This window comes from Streptomyces sp. NBC_00569, from assembly GCF_036345255.1.
Lineage (GTDB): Bacteria > Actinomycetota > Actinomycetes > Streptomycetales > Streptomycetaceae > Streptomyces.
This window is the reverse complement of record NZ_CP107783.1, coordinates 7,120,384-7,144,355: the sequence shown is the minus strand read 5'-3', so window position 1 is coordinate 7,144,355 and position 23,972 is coordinate 7,120,384. Positions and strand designations below refer to the sequence as shown.

The following is a 23,972-nucleotide window of genomic DNA, read 5'->3' as shown; positions in this document are numbered from 1 at the left end:
CTGTAAGGCAAGTGGCCCTTTGGGCACACGGTGAGGGGCGCTCCCGGAGGAATCCGGGAGCGCCCCTCACTCACGTGATGACCAAGGCCGAGGGGCCTCTCGGCCCGCGTCAGCCCGCCAGGCAGGACGGCCCGAGCAGCACCTTCAGGTCGCCGAAGAGCGCGGGGTCGGGCTGCACGCGGTGCCGGTCGAGCCGCAGCACCGTTGTCTTACGGGCCCCTTGGAGCTTGATCCGCACCTCGCTGTTGCCCTTGTGGTGGCTGAGGATCTCGCCGAGCCTGCTGACCATCGGCGGGGTCACCTTCACCGTGGGGATGGTGATCGTCACGGGCGCGTTGGTCCCGGCGTTCGACAGGTCGGGGACCATGAGTTCCATCGCGACGAGGCGCGGCACGTCCTCGCGCTTGTCGAGGCGGCCCTTGACGAACACGACGGCGTCCTCGACGAGTTGGGTCGACACCAGCTGATACGTCGCCGGGAAGAACATGCACTCGATGGAGCCGGCCAGGTCCTCGACGGTCGCGATGGCCCAGGCGTTGCCCTGCTTGGTCATCTTGCGCTGGAGGCCCGAGATGATGCCGCCGATGGTGACGATCGAGCCGTCCGAGTAGTCGCCGCCGGTGAGCTGCCCGATGCCGGCGTCGGCCTTGTCGGACAGCACGTGTTCGAGGCCGAACAGAGGGTGGTCGGAGACGTAGAGACCGAGCATCTCGCGCTCCTGGGCGAGGAGATAGGTCTTCTCCCACTCGTCCTCGGAGAATTCGACGTCGAGCCCGAAGCCCGGCTCGCTGCTGTCCTCCTCGCCCATGCCGCCGAAGAGGTCGAACTGGCCCTCGGCCTCCTTGCGCTTGACCTGCACGACGTTGTCGATCATCGGCTCGTACTGTGCGGTGAGGCCCTTGCGGGTGTGCCCCATCGTGTCGAACGCGCCTGCCTTGATCAGCGATTCCGTGGTGCGCTTGTTGCAGGCGGCGGCCTCGACCTTGTCGAGGTAGTCGGGGAAGGAGGCGTACTTCCCCTTCGCCTTGCGACTGCGGATGATCGACTCGACCACGTTCGTACCGACGTTACGGACGGCGGAGAGGCCGAAGAGAATCACGTCGTCGCCCTGGGCGGCGAAGTTGTGTTCCGACTCGTTCACATTCGGCGGGAGGACCTTGATGCCCATGCGCCGGCATTCGTTCAGATAGACCGCGGACTTGTCCTTGTCGTCCTTCACCGACGTGAGCAGCGCGGCCATGTACTCGGCCGGGTAGTTCGCCTTGAGGTAGGCGGTCCAGTAGGTGACGAGGCCGTACGCGGAGGAGTGCGCCTTGTTGAACGCGTATCCGGCGAACGGCACCAGAACGTCCCACAGGGCCTGGATCGCCGCGTCGGAGAAGCCCTTCTTCTTGGCACCGGCCTGGAAGAGGACGAAGTTCTTCTCCAGCTCCTCGGGCTTCTTCTTGCCCATCACGCGGCGCAGGATGTCGGCCTCGCCGAGCGAGTAGCCGGCGATGATCTGGGCGGCCTTCTGCACCTGCTCCTGGTACACGATGAGGCCGTAGGTGAGACCCAGGGTCTCCTTCAGCGGCTCTTCGAGCTCCGGGTGGATCGGAGTGATCTCCTGGCGCCCGTTCTTGCGCTCCGCGTAGTTCGTGTGCGAGTTCATTCCCATCGGGCCCGGCCGGTACAGGGCCGAGACGGCGGAAATGTCCTCGAAGTTGTCGGGCTGCATCTGGCGCAGCAGCGAACGCATCGGGCCGCCGTCGAACTGGAACACACCGAGCGTGTCGCCGCGGCAGAGCATCTCGTACGTCTTGGGGTCGTCCAGCGGCAGGGAGAGCATCTCCAGGTCGATGCCCTTGTTGGCCTTCACCATCTTGACGGCGTCGTCCATGATCGTGAGGTTGCGCAGGCCGAGGAAGTCCATCTTCAACAGGCCGAGCGACTCGCACTGCGGGTAGTCCCACTGCGTGATGGTCACGCCGTCCGAGTGCCGGACCCAGATCGGGGCGTGGTCGACGATGGGCTCGCTGGACATGATGACGCCTGCGGCGTGCACGCCCATCTGCCGGACCAGGCCCTCGACGCCCTTGGCGGTGTCGATGACCTTCTTGACGTCCGGCTCGTTCTCGTACATTCCCCGGATCTCGCCCGCCTCGCTGTAGCGCGGGTGGGCGGGGTCGGTGATGCCCGACAGGTCGATGCCCTTGCCGAGGACGTCGGCGGGCATCGCCTTGGTGAGGCGGTCGCCCATCGCGTACGGGTAGCCGAGGACGCGCGCGGAGTCCTTGATCGCGTTCTTGGCCTTGATCTTTCCGTAGGTGCCGATCATGGCGACCTTGTCGGCGCCGTACTTCTCGGTCACGTACCTGATCACTTCGACGCGCCTGCGCTCGTCGAAGTCGATGTCGACATCGGGCATGGAGACGCGCTCGGGGTTCAGGAACCGCTCGAAGATCAGGCCGTGCGTGATCGGGTCGAGGTCGGTGATGCCCATGGCGTACGCGACGATCGAACCGGCCGCGGAGCCTCGGCCGGGGCCGACCGCGATGCCGTTGTTCTTCGCCCACATGATGAAGTCGGCGACGACCAGGAAGTACCCCGGGAACCCCATCTGGATGATGATGTCCATCTCGTACTCGGCCTGCTTCTGCCGGTCCTCGGGGACGCCGCCCGGGTAGCGGCGCTCCATGCCGACCCGGACCTCCTCCTGGAACCAGGTGACCTCGGTGAAGCCCTCCGGGATGTCGAACTTCGGCATGAGGTCGCGCTTCTCGAACATGCCCGTGGTGTCGATCTGCTCGGCGACCAGGAGCGTGTTGGCGCAGCCCTCCTGCCAGGCGTCCGAGGAGTCGACGGCGTACATCTCGTCGGTCGTCTTGAGGTAGTAGCCCGTGCCGTCGAAGCGGAAGCGGTCCGGGTCCGAGAGGTTCTTGCCGGTCTGGATGCACAGCAGGGCGTCGTGCGCCGTCGCCTCGTGCGCGTACGTGTAGTGCGAGTCGTTCGTCACCAGGGGCGGGATGCCGAGCTTCTTGCCGATCTCCAGGAGTCCGTCGCGGACCCGGCGCTCGATCTCGATGCCGTGGTCCATCAGCTCCAGGAAGTACCGGTCCTTGCCGAAGATGTCCTGGTACTCGGCGGCCGACTTCAAGGCCTCGTCGAACTGGCCGAGGCGCAGGCGCGTCTGGAGCTCGCCGGAAGGGCAGCCGGTCGAGGCGATGAGCCCCTCCGACCACTGGGAGATCGTCTCCTTGTCCATGCGCGGCCACTTCTGCAGCCAGCCCTCTGCGTACGCGTCCGAGGACAGCTTGAAGAGGTTGTGCAGGCCCGTGCTGTTCGACGCCCAGATCGTCTTGTGGGTGTAACCACCCGAACCGGACACGTCGTCCCGTTTCTGGTGCGGCTGGCCCCACTGGACCTTGCGCTTGTTGCGCCGGGACTCGGGGGCCACGTACGCCTCGATCCCGATGATCGGGACGACCCCGGACTTCTTCGCCGTGTGGAAGAAGTCGTACGCCCCGTGGAGGTTGCCGTGGTCGGACATGGCGATGTGCGTCATGCCCATTTCATTGCAGGCGTTGAACATGTCCTTGAGCCGCGCGGCACCGTCCAGCAGCGAGTACTGGGTGTGGACGTGCAGGTGCGTGAACGGCGGCTTTGACACGGCTTCGGCCTCCAACGGAAAACGGAAAGATACGGACCGGCGACAGGCTGCGGGCAGTCGGGCGGACAGCTTGGAAGTCTACGGGTGGCCGCTGACAAGCGTCGGGCACTCAGGGGTACGGTCGGGCGTTGGACAGAGCAGGACAGCTGTCCCCCATGGCACGATCCACGGTCACCGTCCGCCGTCACCCCCGACGGCACAGCCCGCACCAGGAGGCACCCCGCGATGTCGGTCCCGCAGCCCACCGCTGAGCAGCGCGGCGAGCAGATCCTCACCGTCTTCGACACCGCGTTCGGCGAGCTCCTGGCCGCCGACCCGGCGGCGTTCCGGGTCAAGTTCCGGAAGATGGCCTCGTCCGCGTTCGCCTTCTACCGCGGCACGGCGTGCCTGTTCTACGCGGACCTGGAGCGCGAGCGGCACGGCGGCCCGTACCTGGACGACCGCACGGGCCGGGTGTGGATCCACGGCGATCTGCACGCGGAGAACTTCGGCACGTACATGGACTCCACGGGCCGCCTGATCTTCAATGTGAACGACTTCGACGAGGCGTACGTCGGCCCCTTCACCTGGGACCTCAAGCGTTTCGCCGCCTCTGTGGCACTGATCGGCTACTCCAAGGCGCTCAGCGACGAGCAGATCACCGAGCTGGTGCGCACGTACGCGGGCGCGTACCGCGAGCGGATCCACGCGCTGGCGACGGGCGCGAAGAGCGACGAGGTGCCGCCCTTCACCCTGGACACCGCCGACGGTCCGCTCCTGGACGCGCTGCGCGACGCCCGCTCCCTGACGCGCTTCGGGCTGCTCGACTCGATGACGGAGATCCGTGACTTCGAGCGCCGCTTCGCGCCCGGCGGCGGCTCCATCGAGCTCGACGCGGCCACGCGCTACAAGGTCCTCGCGGCCTTCGACGGGTACCTGGAGACGCTTCCCGAGTCGTCCCTGACCCGCCCCGACTCGTACCGCGTGAAGGACGTCGTGGGGCGGCGCGGCATCGGCATCGGCTCCGCGGGCCTGCCCTCGTACAACATCCTCCTGGAGGGCAACAGCGACGCCCTGGAGAACGATGTCGTGATCTATCTCAAGCAGGCGCAGACGCCGGCCGTTTCGCGGCACATCACCGACGCGGCGATCCGGGACTACTTCCAGCACGAGGGCCACCGCACGGTGATCTCGCAGCGCGCGCTCCAGGCGCACGCCGACCCGTGGCTGGGCTGGACCGAGCTGGACGGCGCGGGGCAGCTGGTCGCCGAGGTGTCTCCGTACGCGGTGGACCTCGACTGGTCGGACATCGACGACCTGGAGGAGATCGCCGCGGTCGTCGCCGACCTCGGCCGGGCCACGGCGGCGATGCACGCGGCGGCCGACGACCTGTCCGGGCAGTCCCTGGTGCCGTTCTCCACGGAGCGGGCCATCGACGCGGCGATCGCGGCGGACGAGGACGGCTTCGCGGGGCTGCTGGTCGACTTCGCGCACGGCTACGGGGCACGCGCGAGTGCGGACCACCAGATCTTCGTGGACCTCTTCCGCAACGGGCGGATCCCGGGCCTTTAGGCCACAGGGCCCCACACCGCCCCCGTAACACACAGCGACCCTTTAGGGGTCCCTTACAGGAACGCATGGCACACTCCTCCGCGATGGACGACATATCCGGGACCCAGCTCAGAGCCGTGCGCGCGGCGCTCTTCACGGCGCTCGTCGTGACGCTCTCCGCCGCGTCGCACGTCCTGCTGACCCGGGTCCCCCTGCCGGTGGTGACGGTGGCGGCCACGGCCCTCGCCGTCTTCGTCCTCGCGTACGCGCTGGCGGGGCGTGAGCGGAGCTTCGGCCGGATCGCGACGCTGCTCGTGCCGCTGGAACTGGCCGCCGACACGGTGTTCACCACGGGCCAGCACGTCTGTTACGGCGCGGCGGGCGGGCCCGTCGCCGGGCCGCTGCGCGCGGTCGGCCTCGACGTCCTGTGCGGCGGCGGCGTCGGTGCGCCGCTGGCCCGCGTGACCGGCGGCCGGACCGACAAGGCGGCCGCGCTCCTCGCGCACACCGACCCGGCCGCCGCCTGGCTGCTCCTCGGCGCGCATGTCGCCGTGGGCCTCCTCGCCGCCGCCTGGCTGCGCCGCGGCGAGCAGGCGCTGGCCCAGCTGCTGCGTGCGGTCGCCGGGTTCACCTTCCGGCCGCTGCTGATCGCCTTCGCCGCGGTGCGGGCGCACCTGGAGCCCGTACACCGTCTGCCGCGGCGCCCCTCGCGCCGGGTGCGGGCCGCGCGTACGCAGCTGTGGGCGCACTCCGTGGGACGGCGCGGACCGCCGTGCGTGGCCCTGGCCGCCTGAGGCCCGGGCCCGGCACGGCAGTCCCCCCGAAGACTTCGCAGAACCCACACGGAGAACGATCATGAGCCAGAGGAACAGCCAGGCCGCGAAGACGGCCGCCCGAGAGCGGCTTCGCGTCGAGCGCGAGCGGCAGGCCAAGAAGGAGAAGACGAAGCGGCAGGTGACCGTCGCCGGTGCCATCGTCGCCGTCCTGGCGATCGCCGGCGGCATCGGCTTCGCCGTGATGCAGGCCAACAAGCCCAGCTACTGGGAGGCCGCGAAGGACGACAAGCTGGTCGCGCCCGCGAACACGTCGGGCAAGAACGGGACCACGGTCGTCGTCGGCAAGGACAGCGCGAAGAAGACCCTCGACATGTACGAGGACCCGCGCTGCCCGATCTGCGCCACCTTCGAGCAGACCGTCGGCTCGAACGTCGACAAGGACGTCGAGGCCGGCAAGTACAAGATCCAGTACATCGGCGCGACGTTCATCGACAACAGCGACAACGGCGAGGGCTCCAAGAACGCCCTCAGCGCCCTGGGCGCCGCGCTGAACGTCAGCCCGGAGGCGTTCCTCGAGTACAAGACCGCCCTGTACTCGAAGGCGAACCACCCCGAGGAGACGGACGACAAGTTCAAGAAGGACGCCTACCTGATCAAGGTGGCGAACACCGTCGACGCCCTCAAGAACAACAAGGCGTTCCAGAAGGACGTCGAGGACGGCACCTACGACAAGTGGGCGCTGACCATGTCGCAGAAGTTCGACGACAGCGACGTCAAGGGCACGCCGACCCTCAAGATGGACGGCAAGACGCTCACCGGACCCGACGGGAACGCCCCGATGACCGTGGCCGACTACACGGCCGCGATCGACAAGGCCCTCAAGGCCTGACCGTCCTGCCGGCCGACCGCTCTGCCGGTTGACGCGCCGTCGAAGTGTGGGCGAACTCTTCGGAGTTCGCCCACACTTTGCCTTTACTGGTCAGTAATGTGATCACTCGTGACCAGTCGACTCAACATAGACAGCCCTCTCGGCACCGCTGCCGATGCGGCCGACTCCCTTGCCCCGCGCCGCCGTTCGGTCGTGAAGGCCGCCGCAGCCACGGCCGGTGCCGCCGCTCTCGCCCCGCTCGCCGTCGCGCCCGCCGCGCACGCGGCCGACGGGCCCGCCTTCCTGCACGGCGTCGCGTCGGGCGACCCGCTGCCCGACGGCATCCTCCTGTGGACGCGCGTGACGCCCACCCCCGACGCCGTGCCCGGCTCCGGAAAGGGCCCCGACACGGACGTCCGCTGGGAGGTCGCCCAGGACAAGGACTTCCGCCAGGTCGTCGCCCACGGCACCACCACGGCGCGGGCGTCCGCCGACCACACCGTCAAGGCCGACGTAAGGGGCCTGCTCCCGGCGAGCGTCTATTACTTCCGCTTCTCCGTGGAGGGCACCCAGGGCGCCGTCTCCCCCGTGGGCCGCACGCGCACGGCGCCCGCCCTCGACGCGCAGGCCGCGGGCGTCCGGTTCGGCGTGGTCTCGTGCGCCAACTGGGAAGCCGGCTACTTCTCCGCGTACCGCCACCTCGCCGCCCGCACCGACCTGGACGCGGTGCTCCATCTCGGCGACTACATCTACGAGTACAAGACCGGCGAGTACCCCGAGGCCAAGTACGTCGTGAGGCAGCACGAGCCGCGGCACGAGATCCTCACGCTCGCCGACTACCGCGTGCGCCACGGCCTGCACAAGACCGACGCCGACGTGATGGCCGTGCACGCCGCGCACCCGCTGATCGCCATCTGGGACGACCACGAGTTCGCCAACGACGCCTGGTCGGGCGGCGCCGAGAATCACACGCCCGGCACCGAGGGCGACTGGGCGGCGCGTCAGCAGGCCGCCAAGCAGGCCTACTTCGAGTGGATGCCGGTGCGGCCGTCCACCGCGGGCACGGTCTACCGCCGCCTGCGCTTCGGCAAGCTGGCCGATCTGCACCTGCTCGACCTGCGCTCGTTCCGCTCCCAGCAGTCGACCGTCGGCAACGGTGACGTGGACTCCCCCGAGCGCTCCATCACCGGCCGCGCCCAGCTCGACTGGCTGAAGGCGGGCCTGGCCGCGTCCGACGCCTCGTGGAAGCTCGTCGGCACCTCGGTGATGATCTCGCCGGTCGCCTTCGGCTCGCTGCCGGCTCATCTGCTGGAGCCGCTCGCCGAGTTGCTCGGGCTGCCGACCGGCGGCCTCGCGATCAACGTCGACCAGTGGGACGGCTACACGCACGACCGCAAGGAGCTGATCGGGCACCTGCGGGACAAGGCGATCCGCAACACGGTCTTCCTCACCGGCGACATCCACATGGCCTGGGCGAACGACGTACCGGTGACGGCCGGAACGTATCCGCTCTCCCCGTCCGCGGCCACGGAGTTCGTCGTCACGTCGGTGACCTCCGACAACCTCGACGACATCCTGCACGTGGCTCCGAACACCATCTCGACGGTGGCGGAGGGCGCCATCAAGGCGGCCAACCGCCATGTGAAGTGGCTGGACATGGACGCGCACGGCTACGGCGTCCTCGACGTCACCGCCGAGCGCTCACAGATGGACTACTACGTCGTCTCCGACCGCAGGGATCCGGCCGCGACGACCTCCTGGGCCCGCTCCTACCGCACGCTGAGCGGTACGCAGAAGGTCGAGCGGGTGAACACGCCGGTGCGCTGACCCGGACCCGAGGCAGCGAGCGAGGGGCCAATTCCGGCCACTCGTCGACGCGTTAAGAACAGATCACAGCACTACGGCGGGTGGTGCTGTCCGCGGATCGAATGCGGACACACCACCCGTCGCGGTAACCGCTCCCGTTACGTACGGATCTCAAACTCCGGACGTCGCACGAAAATTTCTTCCCGTTGCCCCGAATTGCCGGAGGAAGAGCGGTAGTTGATTGGGCCAGAACATCGCTCTTCATGGGATGACATGGCCACGTAATCTCCCCGCGGCGGCGAGGAAGTTCCTCCCCCCACCCGTCCGCGAGGAGTCCGCATGACCACGCTTGCCCGAATATCTCCGCTGATGCGCCGTCGGCTGATCGGCACCGCGCTGGTGGCCGGAACCCTGGCCATCGCCCCGCTGTCCGCCCCGTCGGGCAGCGCCGCGACCGCCAAGGCGTCGGCCTCCGCGCAGAAGTGCGCCGACAGCGGCAACGCCGTGGCACGCGAGAAGAAGCCCACCGGCGCCGGCCACGCGCAGGAGCCGAACGAGGTCAGTGCGGCCAAGGCCAAGTCCATGGACGCGGACATGCAGCGCAGACTCGACAGGATGCGCGCCGACGGCACACTCTCCAGAGGCCTCGCCGCCGCGTCGACCACGATCCCGGTCTACGTCCACGTCATCCACGACGGCGCGACCGGCAATCTCACGGCGACCGACATCGCCAAGCAGATCGACGTCCTGAACGCGGCCTACAGCGGCCAGGGCACCGGAAACAACGACTCGGGCTTCACGTTCACGCTGGCCGGCACCGACTACACGGACAACGCCGCCTGGTACAACGGCATCACGCCGGGCTCCGCCGCCGAGAAGTCCATGAAGTCCTCGCTCCGCAAGGGCGGCGCGGGCGCACTGAACTTCTACACCGCGAACCTCGGCGACGATCTGCTCGGCTGGGCGACGTTCCCGTCCTCGTACAAGTCGAACCCGTCCGACGACGGCGTGGTCGTCCTGGACACCTCGCTGCCGGGCGGCTCGGCCACCAACTACAACCAGGGCGACACGGGCACCCATGAGATCGGCCACTGGATGGGGCTGTACCACACGTTCCAGGGCGGCTGTAACGGCAACGGCGACTACGTCTCCGACACCCCGGCCGAGAAGAGCGCCGCGTTCGAGTGCCCGACCGGACGCGACACCTGCACCAACAAGACGGGTGTCGACCCGATCCACAACTTCATGGACTACACGTACGACTCCTGCATGTACCAGTTCACCGCGGGCCAGGTGCAGCGGATGAAGGACAGCTGGACCGCGTACCGCGCGGGCTAGCGGACCGCGGTACGGCCTAGAGCGAATCGAGGAAGCCGAGCGCCACCCGCCAGGTGGCCTCGGCCGCCTCCGCGTCGTGGTCCGGCAGTTCGGGGTCCGTGTAGAGGTGGCCGGCGCCCGGGTATCGGTAGACCTCCACGTCGGCGCCGGTCCGGCCCATCTGGAGGTACCAGGCGCTCAGCCAGTCGTCGGTCTCGAACGGGTCGGGCTCGGCGACGTGCAGCTGGACCGGCAGTTCGTCCACGGAGGCGTTCTCGGCGATGTCCGAGGTGCCGTGCAGGAGCAGCAGGCCGCGCGCCTTCTCGTCGCCGAGGGCCAGGGTCTGCGCGATCGAGGCGCCGAGGGAGAACCCGGCGTAGACGAGCCCGCCCTCGGAGTGAGGAGCGGCGGCGAGGATGGCGCGCTTGAGCAGCTCGTCCTTGCCGATCTCCTCGTTGAAGGCCATGCCGTCCTCGACGGTGTCGAAGGTGCGGCCCTCGAAGAGGTCCGGGGTCCACACCTCGTGTCCGGCGGCCCGCAGCCGGTCGGCCGCGTCACGGACGGCGGGACGCAGGCCGTACGTCGAGTGGAAAAGCATGATGTTCATGTGGCCCATGGTGCCATCCGGGGGCGCCCGTGCCCGTCAGCGGCCGCGCTCCTCAGCGCAGGCTGCGCACGTCGAGGTGGCTCAGTACGCGGTCCACGATCTCGGGGTCGGCACCCGGCTCACTGCGCGCCGCGAGCACCTCGTGGCGGGCGGCGGAGAGCATCTCGTTCTGGATGCGGCGCACCCGCTTGATTCTTGCGACGCGCTTGGCCTGCGCCTCCTTGCGTTCCTCGCTGCCCAGTTCGGGATCGATGCGCAGTCCGATGTCGTACGCCCTGCGCGCCATCTGGTCGGAGAGGTCATCGGGCAGCTCCTCGACCTCCTCGATCTCCTTCAGCCGCCGCTTGGCGGCCCTGGCCGCGCGGAGCGCGAGCTGCTGCTCGAACTCCTTCTCGGCCTCGGCGTCCGCCTTGACCCCCAGCTTCTTCACCAGCCAGGGCAGACTCAGCCCCTGGAGCACGAGGGTGCCCATGATGACGCCGAACGCGATGAAGACGATCTCGTCGCGGTCGGGGAACGGTGAGTTGTCGTCCGTGGTGAACGGGATGGCGAGGGCCAGGGCGACGGAGGCGACCCCGCGCATCCCCGCCCACCACATGATCACCGTCTCGCGCCAGGAGATCGGGATGTCCTCGTCGAGGTCCCGCCGCACATGCAGACGCCTCGTCAGCCAGGTCGCCGGCAGCAGCCACAGCAGGCGTACGAAAATGACGACCGCCACGACGGTGCCGGCCCAGCCGAGCATCTCGCCCCAGCGGCCGGCCGCGGTCCTGATCGCGTTGTGCAGTTCGAGGCCGATGAGGCCGAAGGCGACGCCGGTGACGAGTGTGTCGACGATGTCCCAGAAGGCGCGGCCGGTCAGCCGGGTCATGACGTCGTCCGCGTCGAAGGCGTACTCGGCGAGGAACAGCGCCGTGACGAGTACGGCGAGCACACCGGAGCCGTGCAACTCCTCGGCCAGCACGTACGAGGCGTACGGCATCAGGAGCGTCAGGCCGATCTGGAGCGTGGAGTCGTCGAGGAAGTCCATCAGCTTGTTGGCGGTCCAGCCGATCACGAGCCCGACGACGAGCGCGACGACGGCCGACAGGAGGAGTGAGACGACGGCCTCCGGCCAGGAGAAACTGCCGCTCACCACCGCGGCGATGGCCACGTGGTAGAGCACGATCGCGGTCACGTCGTTGAACAGGCCCTCGCCCTCCAGGGTCGACACCAGGCGGCGGGGCAGGCCGAGTTGGCCGGCCACGGCGGTCGCGGCGACGGGGTCCGGCGGCGCGACGAGGGCGCCGAGCGCGACGGCCGCGGCGATCGGGAGGCCCGGCACGATGGCGTTGGAGACGAACGCGACGGCCGCCGTGGTGACGAAGACGAGGGCCACGGCGAGCAGGAAGATCGGTCTCTTGTTCGCCGCGAACTGACGCCATGACGTGCGCTTCACGGCCGCGTAGAGCAGGGGCGGCAGCAGGATCGGGAGGATCAGGCCGGGCGGGACCTCGACGTTCGGCACGACCGGGAGGAGCGCCAGGCCGATGCCGAGCAGCGTCATCAGGACGGGCGCGGGCAGCCCGAGCCGGTCTCCGAGGGGCACGCTCAGCACGGCCCCGAGCAAGAGCACGAACAACAGGGCCAACTGATCCACGGTGCGCACCCCGGCGAGTAGCGGCGGTCAAGCCATCGGACGATCAAGTCCCCAGCGTGCCACGCACATCGCTCTGTGGTGATTTGTGGCGCGGGTCGGCGCCGTGGAGACGCTGGTCCGCCTCGCTGAGAGGCTGGTCCGCCCCGCGGAGCTGCTCGTCCGCCCCGCTGAAACGCGAGCCGGCCCAACGAGACGCGAGTCGGCCCGTCGAGACGGGAGCCGGGCCGTCGAGACCGGCCGCGCTCGGTCCTAGACCTGCGGCTGCCCCAGCGCCTTCCGCATCGCCCGGTGCGGAATCCCCGCGTCGGGGAACTCCGGCCCGTACACGGCATAGCCGAGGCGCTCGTAGAACCCCAGCGCATGCGTCTGCGCGTGCAGGTCCACGGCGACGAGCCCAAGCTCCGCCGCGGCGTCCTCGATGGCCCGCACGAGGGCCGCGCCCACGCCGAGCCCGCGCGCGGCCTTCGCCACCGCGAGCCGCCCGAGCGCACCGACCCCGGCGTCCCCGCCGTTCTTCGCCACGGCGGCGGCGCCGGTCAGCAGCCGCCCCGTGCCGAGCGGCTCACCGTCGGCGCGCAGCGCCAGCACGTGCACCGTGCCGGCCCCGCCGTCGTACTCGTCGTACTCGAGCTCCTGAGGAACCCGCTGCTCGACGACGAAGACCTCCTGGCGCACCGCGAAGCAGGCCTTGCGGTCGGCCTCGCTGTCGGCGACCCGCACCACGTATGAGGAAGAGGGCTGCGGCACGGTCACGAGCTCTCCGCCCGGACGCGGTCCAGGGCCGTCTGCAGGTCCTCGGGGTACTGGCTGGAGAACTCCACCCACTCGCCGTCGGCCGGGTGCTCGAAGCCGAGCCGCACGGCGTGCAGCCACTGGCGGGTGAGGCCGAGCCGCTTGGCGAGCGTCGGATCGGCGCCGTACGTCAGGTCGCCGACGCAGGGGTGCCGGTGGGCCGACATGTGCACGCGGATCTGGTGCGTGCGCCCCGTCTCCAGCTTGATGTCGAGGAGGCTGGCGGCGCGGAACGCCTCGATGAGGTCGTAGTGCGTGACGGAGGGCTTGCCCTCGGCGGTCACGGCCCACTTGTAGTCGTGGTTCGGGTGGCGCCCGATGGGGGCGTCGATCGTGCCGCTCATCGGGTCCGGGTGCCCCTGAACCAGCGAGTGGTAGCGCTTGTCCACGACGCGCTCCTTGAACTGCCGCTTCAGCGTCGTGTACGCGCGCTCCGACTTGGCGACGACCATGAGGCCGGAGGTGCCGACGTCGAGCCGGTGGACGATGCCCTGGCGCTCGGCGGCGCCGGACGTGGAGATCCGGTACCCGGCCGCGGCGAGGCCGCCGATCACGGTCGTCCCGGTCCAGCCGGGGCTGGGGTGCGCGGCGACGCCCACGGGCTTCATGATCACGACGATGTCGTCGTCGTCATGGACGATCTCCATGCCCTCGACGGGCTCGGCGACGATCTGCACCGGGGCGGGCGCCTGCGGCATCTCCACCTCGAGCCAGGCCCCGCCGTGCACGCGCTCGGACTTGCCGACCACAGAGCCGTCGACCGCGACCTTCCCCTCCGCGGCGAGCTCGGCGGCCTTGGTGCGGGAGAAGCCGAACATGCGGGAGATGGCGGCGTCTACGCGCTCGCCCTCCAGGCCGTCGGGCACGGGCAGGGTTCGGATCTCGGGAAACGTGCTCACCCATTGAGTATGCAGGAGCCCGCCGACACTCCGGACCGTGCGAGGGGAGAGCCCCTGGTCCCTCAGTCCTTGTGGACGGTGCCGTCCGGGTCCAGCCCACGGAACGAGAGGAGCACGATCAGGATGCCGCCGCACACGATCGCCGAGTCCGCGAGGTTGAACACGGCGAAGTCCTTCGGCGCGATGAAGTCGACCACGGCCCCTTCGAAGACGCCGGGCGAACGGAAGATCCGGTCGGTGAGATTGCCGAGCGCCCCGCCGAGCAGCAGCCCCAGGGCGATCGCCCAGGGCAGGCTGTAGAGCTTGCGCGCGAGCCGGGCGATCACGACGATCACGGCCGCGGCGATCACGGTGAAGATGATCGTGAAGGCCTCGCCGATGCCGAACGCGGCGCCCGCGTTCCTGATCGCCTCGAGCCGCAGCCAGTCACCGAGGAGCTCGATCGGCTCGTGGTGTTCCAGCCGCGCGACCACGATCATCTTGCTGACCAGGTCGAGGGCGTACGCGAGGGCGGCCACCGCGAACAGCACGGCGATCTTCCGCTTGCCCCTGGGCCGCTCCTGGGCCTCCCCGCCGTTGTCCGGCCCGTCTGCCCCCGCATCCGGGGTGTCCGGAGTACCGATGACGCGCTCCGCCTCTGCCACGTGAGTCCCTCAACCTAGGTACCTGACTGAGGACGAGAGTACGGCACACACGTACGCCCTCAGCAGCCCAGGAGCGACTCCGTGATGCCACGCGCGGCGGGGTCAGTAACGGCGCTCCTGCTTCTGCTTGCACTCGACGCACAGGGTCGCCCGCGGGAAGGCCTGCATGCGCGCCTTGCCGATGGGGTTGCCGCAGCTCTCGCAGATCCCGTACGTCCCCGCGTCGAGCCGCTCCAGGGCGCGCTCGGTCTGCTGGAGCATCTCCCTGGCGTTCGCGGCCAGCGACAGCTCGTGCTCCCGCGTGATGTTCTTCGTGCCGGTGTCCGCCTCGTCGTCGCCGGCGCCGTCCCCGGAGTCCCGCATGAGCCCGGCGAGGGACTTCTCCGACGACTCGATCTCGCTGTCCAGGCGCAGCGCCTCGCTCTGGAGCTCCGCCCGCGCCTCCTCGACCTCCGCCGGGGTCCAGGGGTCCTCGCCCGGCCGTACCGCGAGCTCGTCCGGCGCCGCGGCCGTGCCCCTCGCCTTCGGCACCGCGCGGGACTCCTTCGCCGTGTCCGTGCCAGGGGTCTTCTTCGCAACCACAGTCGTGGCTCCCGTCGTCTCCGCGGCCGACGCCGCGCCATCGGCCGCGGACACGGCCGCCTTCTTCTCCGCGGTCCTGTGGCCGGTGGCCTTCTTGACCGCGCTCTTCCCGGCGCCCGTTCTCCCGGCCGCGCCCTTCTCGGCGGCGGCACCTTCCGCTTCCGTGGAGGCCTGCGTGGACGTCGTGCCCGTGCCGGCCTTCGCAGCCTTCCTCGACTTGGCGGTCTTGGTGTTGTTGGTGGCTTTGGCGCTCTTGGTCGCCTTGGTCACGGGCTCGGCGGCCGTCTTCGCGGCCTTCGCCGCCTTCTTGGCGGCCGCGGTCTTCGTACCCGCGCTCTTCGTGGTGGCCTTCGTGGCCGCCGTGCTCTTCTTGGCGTCCGTCGTGGTGCTCTTCTTCCCGGTGGCCGGCTTCTTCGCGGCCGGAGTCGCCTTGGCCGCCGCCCTCGCGGACACCGCCTCCTCGGCCGCGGCCTCCACGCCGGCGGCTGCCTCACGCACCCCCACCGGACTCTTTTTCGCCACCATGGCCGCGGCCCCTTCACATTTTGTGATCTTGCTCGCGAATCGTGCTGGGACGATAAATCGACTTCTGACCCGCGGCAACGGGGCACACCGCCTGATGCGCCCGCCCCGCGCGTCCCGCGCGGCAGACCTGCAAGCGTTGTGCCCAGCTCCCCGCCGGGTAATCCGCCGAGGCCCCGGCCCGAGGATCCGCCGCGCCCCATGTCGCCATTCGGGTCAGCCCACACGGCCGTGACCAGCCCGGCGAAAGCCCGCGACGAGCCCGCTTCACGGAGCGGCGGAGGAATAAACTGGTGCACAAGCCGAGAAGGTGCATCATCATGCGCAAAGTAGTGGACTGTCGCGACATGCCGAGCGAGACGAACTGCACGCTCGCCATCACGGGCGAGGAGGACGAGGTGGTTCGTGCCGCGGCCGAGCACGCCGTGTCCGTCCACGGTCACACCGACACCCCCGAACTGCGGAACATGATCCGCAGCGGACTCAAGGACGAGGCCCCTCAGCACGTCTGACACCTGCCTCCCGGGTCCTCCGTCGCCCGCCCGGAAACCGGTCGGCCGCGTGCGCCCGGGCCCCGTACACTGGGCGGAGCGAGAAGCGTGGATGGGGCCGAGTAGCGGCGTACGCAGCCATGAGCGACCCGGGGACGGTGGAAGCCCGGGGGCGAGCGCGAAGCGAAGATCACCCCGGAGCCGCCGGAAGAAAGCCCCGCTCGCGGGGCGAGTAGAACCGGCATCGCGACCCCAATGAGGGGGCTCACCGGAGCAGCCAGCGCCCCGGAGAGCCAAGGAGGGTGGTACCGCGGGAGCGCGCCGCACACGGCGTACGTCACAGACGAAGCTCTCGTCCCTCCGACGGAGACGGAAGAAACAGTGTCCGCCGGAGGAAGATCGATGACGTACCGCCAGGTGCCCGCCCAGGTCGACCTGCCCGCCCTCGAGCACGCCGTGCTCGACTTCTGGCGCGAGCAGAAGATCTTTGCCAAGAGCTTGGAGCAGTCCGCGGGACGCCCCGAGTGGGTGTTCTACGAGGGCCCGCCCACGGCCAACGGCATGCCGGGCGCCCACCACATCGAGGCCCGCGTCTTCAAGGACGTCTTCCCGCGCTTTCGCACCATGCGCGGTTACCACGTGGCCCGCAAGGCCGGCTGGGACTGCCACGGTCTGCCCGTGGAGCTGGCGGTCGAGACGGAGCTCGGCTTCAGCGGCAAGAAGGACATCGAGGCGTTCGGCATCGCCGAGTTCAACGCCATGTGCCGCGAGTCCGTGACCCGGCACACCGACGCCTTCACCGACCTGACGACCCGCATGGGTTACTGGGTCGACCTCGACGACGCGTACCGCACCATGGACCCCGAGTACATCGAGTCCGTCTGGTGGTCGCTCAAGGAGATCTTCAACAAGGGCCTGCTGACGCAGGACCACCGCGTCGCCCCCTGGTGCCCCCGCTGCGGCACCGGCCTCTCGGACCACGAGCTGGCGCAGGGCTACGAGACGGTCGTCGACCCCTCCGTCTACGTCCGTTTCCCGCTCACCTCCGGTCCGCTGGCCGGCGAGGCCTCGCTCCTCGTCTGGACGACGACCCCCTGGACGCTCGTCTCGAACACTGCGGTCGCCGCGCACCCCGACGTGCGTTACGTCGTCGCGACGGACGGCAACGAGAAGGTCGTCGTCGCCGAGCCCCTCGTCGAGAAGTCGCTCGGCGAGGGCTGGGAGAAGACCGGCGAGTCCTTCACCGGCGCCGAGATGGAGCGCTGGAAGTACCAACGTCCGTTCGAGCTCGTGGAGTTCCCGGCCGAGGCCCACTACGTGGTCAACGCCGACTACGTCACGACCGAGGACGGCACCGGTCTCGTCCACCAGTCCCCCGCGTTCGGTGAGGACGACCTCAAGGTCTGCAAGGCGTACGGCCTGCCGGTGGTGAACCCGGTCCGTCCCGACGGCACCTTCGAGGAGGACGTCCCGCTCGTGGGCGGTGTCTTCTTCAAGAAGGCGGACGAAAAGCTCACCGAGGACCTCAAGGACCGCGGCCTGCTCTTCCTGCACGTCCCGTACGAGCACAGCTACCCGCACTGCTGGCGCTGCCACACGGCGCTGCTCTACTACGCGCAGCCGTCCTGGTACATCCGCACCACGGAGATCAAGGACCGCCTCCTCCAGGAGAACGAGAAGACCAACTGGTTCCCTTCGAGCGTGAAGCACGGCCGCTTCGGCGACTGGCTGAACAACAACATCGACTGGGCTCTCTCCCGCAGCCGCTACTGGGGCACCCCGCTCCCGCTGTGGCGCTGTGAGGACGACCACCTCACCTGCGTCGGCTCGCTGGCCGAGCTCGGCGAGCTGACCGGCACCGACCTGGCGGACCTCGACCCGCACCGCCCGTTCATCGACGAGGTCACCTTCGCGTGCCCCCAGTGCGAGAAGACGGCCACGCGCGTGCCCGAGGTCATCGACGCCTGGTACGACTCGGGTTCGATGCCGTTCGCGCAGTGGGGCTACCCGTACAAGAACAAGGAGCTCTTCGAGAGCCGGTACCCGGCGCAGTTCATCTCGGAGGCCATCGACCAGACCCGCGGGTGGTTCTACACCCTCATGGCGGTCGGCACGCTCGTCTTCGACAAGTCGTCCTACGAGAACGTCGTGTGCCTCGGCCACATCCTCGCCGAGGACGGCCGCAAGATGTCCAAGCACCTGGGGAACACCCTCCAGCCGATCCCGCTCATGGACCAGCACGGCGCGGACGCGGTGCGCTGGTTCATGGCCGCCGGCGGCTCCCCGTGGTCCGCGCGCCGCGTCGGTCACGGCACGATCCAGGAAGTGGTCCGCAAGACCCTCCTGACGTACTGGAACACGGTCGCCTTCCAGGCCCTGTACGCCCGTACGTCGGACTGGTCGCCCAGCGAGGCCGACCCGGCCCCTGCCGACCGCACCCTGCTCGACCGCTGGCTGCTCTCAGAACTGCACGCGCTCACCGACCAGGTGACGCAGTCCCTGGAGGCGTACGACACCCAGCGCGCCGGCAAGCTGCTCTCCTCGTTCGTCGACGACCTGTCGAACTGGTACGTGCGCCGCTCGCGTCGCCGCTTCTGGCAGGGCGACAAGGGGGCCCTGCGCACCCTGCACGAGGTCATCGAGACGATCACGCGTCTGATGGCGCCGCTGACCCCGTTCATCACGGAGCGGGTCTGGCAGGACCTGGTGGTTCCCGTCACACCGGGCGCCCCCGAGTCGGTCCACCTGTCCACATGGCCGGAGCCGGACCTCTCCGCCGTCGACCCGGACCTGTCGCGGCAGATGGTCCTCGTCCGGCGCCTCGTCGAGCTGGGCCGCGCCACGCGCGCGGAGTCGGGCGTCAAGACGCGTCAGCCGCTGTCCCGCGCGCTGGTCGCGGCCGCGGGCTTCGAGACGCTCAACCCGGAGCTGCACGCGCAGATCACCGAGGAGCTCAACGTCTCCTCCCTGGCGTCGCTCTCCGAGGTCGGCGGCTCACTGGTCGACACGACCGCCAAGGCGAACTTCCGCGCCCTGGGCAAGCGGTTCGGCAAGGGCGTCCAGGCGGTCGCGAAGGCGGTCGCCGAGGCGGACGCCGCCGCGCTCTCGCTCGGCCTGCGCGAAGGCACGGCGTCGGTCGAGGTGGACGGCGAGACGATCACGCTGGCGCCCGATGAGGTCATCATCACGGAGACCCCGCGCGAGGGCTGGTCCGTCGCCTCGGACTCCGGCGCGACGGTCGCGCTCGACCTGGAGATCACGGAGGAGCTGCGTCAGGCGGGCCTGGCCCGTGACGCGATCCGCCTGATCCAGGAGGCCCGTAAGAACAGCGGCCTGGACGTCGCGGACCGGATCGCCCTGCGGTGGACGTCCACGGAGCCCGCGGTCGTCACGGCCCTGTCCGAGCACGCCACGCTGATCGCGGACGAGGTGCTCGCCACGGACTTCGCCCAGGGCGAGGCCGACGACGCCTACGGCGAGACGTTCACGGACGAGCCGCTCGCCCTCGCGTTCCGCCTCCGCAAGGCGTAATCCACGACCGAAGGCCCGGTCCCGCCAAAAATCTTGGCGGGCCCGGGCCTTCGGCGTTTCGTACTCACGCACAGATGAACGTTTCTGCACCGCGCCCACGGCAGCATCCGCGCCTGACCTACGGCAGCGTCCTCACCCGGCCCACAGCGGTGTCGGCACCCGGCGCACAGCGGTATCCGCACCAGACCCACAGCGGTGTCCCCACAACGGTGTCCGCGCCCGGCGCACAGCCCTATCCGCACCAGGACCCACAGCGGTGTCCGCACCTGGCCGACGACCGTATTCGCACCTGACCCACGGCGGCTTCCGCGCCTGACCCACAGCCGTATCCGCCTCTGCCCCACAGCGGCTCCCACGCCTGACCCACAGCCGTATCCGCCTCTGCCCCACAGCGGCTTCCGCACCCTGACCACGGCAAAGGGCCGGGCCCCCGGAAATCCGGGGGCCCGGCCCTTGAACGCTGCCGACGCCTAAGGCGTGGTCACGCCCGTCAGTTGTCGTCCTCGTCGATGAGGAAACCGCGCATCGGCGACGGAGCCTGCTGCATCGGCGCGGGACCCTGCGGCCGCACCGGCGCCATCGGCTGGGTCATCGCCGGCGACATCTGCTGCTGGCCACCGTAGGACGGACCGGCCGGCGGCTGGTTGCCGCCCATGGTCTGGTTGCCACCGTAGGACGGGGCACCCGCACCGGCCGACGCCATGGAAGGCGCGGGCGACGGCGGCAGCGACGCGGTCGCCGGCGTCCGCGGGGGAGCCAGCGAGTCGTCGGCCTGGGTCTCCAGCTGACGCAGCTGCGACTCGAGGTAGGACTTCAGACGCGTGCGGTACTCGCGCTCGAAGCCGCGCAGGTCCTCGACCTTGCGCTCCAGCGTGGCGCGGGCGGACTCGAGAGAGCCCATCGCGACGCGGTGCTTCTCCTGCGCGTCCCGCTCCAGGGCGTCGGCCTTGGCACGGGCGTCACGCTCGAGACCCTCGGCGCGGCTGCGGGCCTCGCCGACGATCTTGTTGGCCTCGGAACGGGCCTCCGCGATCGCCTGGTCGGCGGTCTGCTGCGCAAGGGAGAGGACACGAGCGGCGCTGTCGCCACCGGGACCCTGACCGGGCTGCGGCATCTGCGGACCGTGACCGCCCATGGGACCACCCATGGGACCGCCCATCGGGCCGCCCATCTGCTGCTGCATCTGGCCCTGGCCCATCTGACCCTGACCGAGCTGGTTCTGACCCGGGTGACCCTGACCCATCGGACCCTGGCCCATCGGGCCGGGACCCTGCGGACCGGGACCCTGCGGACCATGTCCACCGGGGCCCGCGGGCAGCTGCGGCGCACCGCTGGGCAGCTGGGGCGGGCCGCCCATGGGGCCACCCATCTGCTGCTGCGGCTGCACCGGCTGCGGACCCGATATTGCGGCGGGCACCGGCGCACCGGGACCACGCTGGTCCTGCGGTTCCGGAGGCTTGCGCATACCGCCCTGCTGCTGGTTCTGCGCAGCGGCGCGGGTGGCTGCGGCGAGCTTCGCGCGCAGGTCCTCGTTCTCTCGGAGAAGGCGAGTCAGTTCGCCTTCGACCTCGTCGAGGAAGGCATCGACCTCGTCCTCGTCATAGCCTTCTCGGAGGCGGACGGTCGTGAACTGCTTGTTCCGCACGTCCTCGGGGGTCAACGGCATCTCTTCACCTCAACGTAGTCGTCGGCATTCGGCAAGACCGTATCGTTCACAGCCGGCTCACGACGGAGATCAGGATGTAGACGATGATCATCAGTACGAAGAAGGACAGGTCGAGCGCCACGCCCCCGAGACGCAGCGGCGGAATGAACCGCCGCAGAAGCTTGAGCGGTGGATCAGTGACAGTGTAGGTGGCCTCAAGTACGACCACCATCGCCTTGCCGGGTTGCCACGAGCGGGCGAACTGGAAGACGTAGTCCATGACCAGCCGGAAGATCAGCACGATGAGGAAACACATCAGCGCGATGTAGACAACATCCAAAACCACGCTCATGTCCGCGGTTCCCTCTCCCCTGTGTCTCGTGCCTCGTGGCTAGTTGCTGCACCGGCACTTCACCGGTGCTGCGTCTCAGCTCTGATTGAAGAACCCGCCCTCTGCGATGCGGGCCTTGTCCTCTGCCGTGACATCGACGTTAGCAGGCGACAACAGGAACACCTTCTGCGTCACCCGCTCAATGCTGCCGTGCAGACCGAAGACGAGACCGGCGGCAAAGTCGACAAGTCGCTTCGCGTCGGTGTCATCCATCTCCGTCAGATTCATGATCACCGGAGTGCCCTCACGGAAGTGTTCCCCGATGGTACGGGCCTCGTTGTACGTCCGGGGGTGCAGCGTCGTGATGCGGTAGGGCTCCCGCTCGGACACAACCTTGGGCATGATCACCGGTGCGTTCTTCTCCAGGCTCTGGCGTTCAGGTGTGATGGATGCCACGGGGGCGATTCGCGCCGGACGTCCGGATTCCGCGGGCAGCGGAGCCGGTTCGCGCTGGGCGGGAGGCTGTACCACTCGTACCGATTCGTCCCGTTGGGACTGGTGTGGCTGATGAGTGTTGTGCGACTGATGCGACGATTCGTGACGCCTGCGGTCCCGCTCGGGTTCGGGGTCCAGCTCAGGCTCGAAGTCGTCGTCGGGGTCGAACCCCCGGCCGTCGTACCCATCGTCCTCCACGAGGCCGAGGTAGACCGCCATCTTGCGCATCGCGCCGGCCATTGCTCTGAGTCCTCCGCTCTGTGGTGGATCGGCTGACGTCAACCAAAGTGCCTGCGATCCACGCGATCTCCCCGCCCATCAGCGAGAATGACCATATTTTCTGCTGTGGTCCGACTTCTTGGCGACGTTACCCGAGCCTGGGTCGGACTCCGAGCACCGCCGTACCGACGCGCACATGTGTCGCTCCGGCCGCCACGGCCTGTTCGAGGTCCGCACTCATCCCTGCTGACACCATGTTCGCAGCAGGATGAGCCCGGCGCAGGTCAGTCGACAAATCCATCAGCCGCTCGAACGCGGCCTGTTGGCGGTCGGCGTACGGACCGGTGAGCGGAGCGACCGTCATCAGACCGTCGAGGCGCAGACCGGGAGAGTCCGCCACAAATGCGGCCAACTCCTCGATTCCGCCCGGCCCTACGCCGCCGCGCTCGCCCCGCCCGTTCTCCCCGGCGTCGAGCGCGACCTGGATCAGGCAGCCGAGTTCACGCTCCGCGCGCACGGCCGCCGTCGACAGTGACGTGACGAGCTTCGACCGGTCGACGGACTGCACGACGTCGGCATAACCGACCACGGAGCGAACCTTGTTGGTCTGCAGCTGCCCGACAAAGTGCCACCGGAGCGGCAGATCCGCACATTCCGCGGCCTTGGGCGCCGCGTCCTGGTCGCGGTTCTCGGCGACATCGCGCACACCGAGTTCCGACAAGATCCGCACATCGCTCGCGGGGTACGTCTTGGTGACCACGATCAGGGTCACTTCCTCGCGCTCACGGCCTGCGGCGGCGCACGCCGAAGCGATGCGTTCCTCCACCTGTGCCAGATTTGCTGCGAGTTGAGCCTTACGGTCCGTCATGTCCCATCAGTCCAGCCAGACATAGCCAGCGAGCCGACCGGTGGTGCGGTCGCGGCGGTACGAGAAGTGGTCGTGCGACTCCAGGGTGCACACCGGCGACTGCTGCCGGTCACGCACCCCGAGCCGCTCCAACTGGGCATGCACTCCGGCGGTCACATCGACGGCAGGGGTGCCCCAGCTGGTTTCGGCGTACGCCGCGGGTTCCACGGCGGCCACCTCGGCGCGCATGCCGTCCGGGACTTCGTAGCACTTCCCGCAGACGGCGGGGCCGGTGCGGGCCACGATGCGGGCGGGCTCGGCGCCGAGCCCCACCATCGCCTCGACCGCCGCGGGAACGACTCCGGCGACCATGCCGGGGCGTCCGGCGTGGGCGGCGGCGGCGATTCCCGCGACGGGGTCGGCGAGCAGGACCGGCGTGCAGTCCGCGGTGAGCACCGCGAGAGCGAGTCCGCGCCGTGCGGTGACGATCGCGTCGACGGACGGGATGTCGGCGGCCGGCCCCCAGGGTCCGTCGACCACCGCGACGTCCGGGCCGTGCACCTGGTTCATCCAGACCACGTGCCCCGGGTCGAGGCCGAGCGACTGCGCCGCGCTGCCGCGGTTGGCGTGGACGGCGGCCGGGTCGTCGCCGACCGCGCCGCCGAGGTTGAGCTCCTCGTACGGAGCGGCGCTCACCCCGCCCCACCGGTCGGTGAAGGCGAAGTGGGCGCCGCTCACGTGGTCGCGCTGTCCTATCACTTCAGGAGATCACTTCTGCAGGT

General features: G+C 69.3%; 20 protein-coding genes. 8 read left to right on the top strand and 12 right to left on the bottom strand.

Annotated elements, in window-relative coordinates; genetic code table 11:
• Positions 1 to 109 precede the first annotated feature (109 nt).
• A complete protein-coding gene (dnaE, locus tag OHO83_RS32080; RefSeq protein ID WP_266669593.1) occupies positions 110 to 3,649 on the bottom strand; it encodes a DNA polymerase III subunit alpha in 3,540 nt (1,179 codons plus the stop codon).
• A gap of 225 nt (positions 3,650 to 3,874) precedes the next feature.
• Between dnaE and OHO83_RS32075 the strand changes: the two genes are divergently transcribed.
• The 5 genes from OHO83_RS32075 (at position 3,875) to OHO83_RS32055 (ending at position 9,967) form a co-directional block, all read left to right on the top strand.
• Positions 3,875 to 5,200, top strand: coding sequence for a DUF2252 domain-containing protein (locus OHO83_RS32075; protein ID WP_330280094.1), 1,326 nt, complete (start codon positions 3,875 to 3,877; stop codon positions 5,198 to 5,200).
• Between the two features lie 65 nt (positions 5,201 to 5,265).
• Positions 5,266 to 5,973, top strand: a complete 708-nt coding sequence (locus OHO83_RS32070; RefSeq protein ID WP_330280093.1) for a hypothetical protein — start codon at positions 5,266 to 5,268, stop codon at positions 5,971 to 5,973.
• 61 nt (positions 5,974 to 6,034) lie between these two features.
• Entirely contained in the window at positions 6,035 to 6,844 is an 810-nt protein-coding gene (locus tag OHO83_RS32065; RefSeq protein ID WP_266669599.1) for a thioredoxin domain-containing protein, read from the top strand.
• Between the two features lie 126 nt (positions 6,845 to 6,970).
• A complete protein-coding gene (locus OHO83_RS32060; protein WP_389570165.1) occupies positions 6,971 to 8,650 on the top strand; it encodes an alkaline phosphatase D family protein in 1,680 nt (559 codons plus the stop codon).
• Between the two features lie 318 nt (positions 8,651 to 8,968).
• Positions 8,969 to 9,967: a zinc metalloprotease gene (locus tag OHO83_RS32055; protein ID WP_266669603.1), complete on the top strand. Its 999-nt coding sequence runs from the start codon at positions 8,969 to 8,971 to the stop codon at positions 9,965 to 9,967.
• Between the two features lie 16 nt (positions 9,968 to 9,983).
• On the opposite strand, the gene OHO83_RS32050 is transcribed toward OHO83_RS32055, so the two are convergent.
• The 6 genes from OHO83_RS32050 to OHO83_RS32025 all read right to left on the bottom strand — a co-directional run bounded on the left by OHO83_RS32050 (position 9,984) and on the right by OHO83_RS32025 (position 15,607).
• Complete coding sequence (locus tag OHO83_RS32050) at positions 9,984 to 10,553, bottom strand: dienelactone hydrolase family protein (protein WP_266669605.1); 570 nt, start codon at positions 10,551 to 10,553, stop codon at positions 9,984 to 9,986.
• 52 nt (positions 10,554 to 10,605) lie between these two features.
• Entirely contained in the window at positions 10,606 to 12,192 is a 1,587-nt protein-coding gene (locus OHO83_RS32045; protein ID WP_266669607.1) for a Na+/H+ antiporter, read from the bottom strand.
• Positions 12,193 to 12,441: 249 nt separating this feature from the next.
• Complete coding sequence (locus tag OHO83_RS32040; RefSeq protein WP_266669609.1) at positions 12,442 to 12,945, bottom strand: GNAT family N-acetyltransferase; 504 nt, start codon at positions 12,943 to 12,945, stop codon at positions 12,442 to 12,444.
• A complete protein-coding gene (locus OHO83_RS32035) occupies positions 12,942 to 13,883 on the bottom strand; it encodes an RluA family pseudouridine synthase (protein WP_266669611.1) in 942 nt (313 codons plus the stop codon). The genes OHO83_RS32040 and OHO83_RS32035 overlap by 4 nt, the downstream gene beginning before the upstream one ends.
• Before the next feature lie 62 nt (positions 13,884 to 13,945).
• A complete protein-coding gene (lspA, locus tag OHO83_RS32030) occupies positions 13,946 to 14,527 on the bottom strand; it encodes a signal peptidase II (RefSeq protein ID WP_266669613.1) in 582 nt (193 codons plus the stop codon).
• A gap of 102 nt (positions 14,528 to 14,629) precedes the next feature.
• Positions 14,630 to 15,607 carry a TraR/DksA family transcriptional regulator gene (locus tag OHO83_RS32025; RefSeq protein ID WP_443066069.1) on the bottom strand — a complete coding sequence of 326 codons (978 nt, stop codon included), beginning with the start codon at positions 15,605 to 15,607 and terminating at the stop codon, positions 14,630 to 14,632.
• 344 nt (positions 15,608 to 15,951) lie between these two features.
• Between OHO83_RS32025 and OHO83_RS32020 the strand changes: the two genes are divergently transcribed.
• From OHO83_RS32020 to OHO83_RS32010, 3 genes are all read left to right on the top strand, one after another.
• Positions 15,952 to 16,143, top strand: a complete 192-nt coding sequence (locus tag OHO83_RS32020; protein ID WP_266669617.1) for a DUF1059 domain-containing protein — start codon at positions 15,952 to 15,954, stop codon at positions 16,141 to 16,143.
• A 381-nt stretch (positions 16,144 to 16,524) separates the two neighbouring features.
• Positions 16,525 to 19,653, top strand: coding sequence for an isoleucine--tRNA ligase (gene ileS, locus OHO83_RS32015; protein WP_266669619.1), 3,129 nt, complete (start codon positions 16,525 to 16,527; stop codon positions 19,651 to 19,653).
• Between the two features lie 74 nt (positions 19,654 to 19,727).
• A complete protein-coding gene (locus OHO83_RS32010; protein ID WP_330280091.1) occupies positions 19,728 to 19,946 on the top strand; it encodes a hypothetical protein in 219 nt (72 codons plus the stop codon).
• 197 nt (positions 19,947 to 20,143) lie between these two features.
• Here the strand turns inward: OHO83_RS32010 and OHO83_RS32005 are convergent, their stop codons facing one another.
• From OHO83_RS32005 to pgeF, 5 genes are all read right to left on the bottom strand, one after another.
• Positions 20,144 to 21,319 carry a DivIVA domain-containing protein gene (locus OHO83_RS32005; RefSeq protein WP_266565241.1) on the bottom strand — a complete coding sequence of 392 codons (1,176 nt, stop codon included), beginning with the start codon at positions 21,317 to 21,319 and terminating at the stop codon, positions 20,144 to 20,146.
• Between the two features lie 46 nt (positions 21,320 to 21,365).
• Entirely contained in the window at positions 21,366 to 21,650 is a 285-nt protein-coding gene (locus tag OHO83_RS32000) for a YggT family protein (protein WP_033318070.1), read from the bottom strand.
• Positions 21,651 to 21,725: 75 nt separating this feature from the next.
• Positions 21,726 to 22,364, bottom strand: coding sequence for a cell division protein SepF (locus OHO83_RS31995; RefSeq protein ID WP_127832995.1), 639 nt, complete (start codon positions 22,362 to 22,364; stop codon positions 21,726 to 21,728).
• 127 nt (positions 22,365 to 22,491) lie between these two features.
• A complete protein-coding gene (locus OHO83_RS31990) occupies positions 22,492 to 23,211 on the bottom strand; it encodes a YggS family pyridoxal phosphate-dependent enzyme (protein ID WP_329435584.1) in 720 nt (239 codons plus the stop codon).
• A 6-nt stretch (positions 23,212 to 23,217) separates the two neighbouring features.
• Positions 23,218 to 23,949: a peptidoglycan editing factor PgeF gene (gene pgeF / locus OHO83_RS31985; RefSeq protein WP_266669622.1), complete on the bottom strand. Its 732-nt coding sequence runs from the start codon at positions 23,947 to 23,949 to the stop codon at positions 23,218 to 23,220.
• Positions 23,950 to 23,972: the final 23 nt, after the last annotated feature.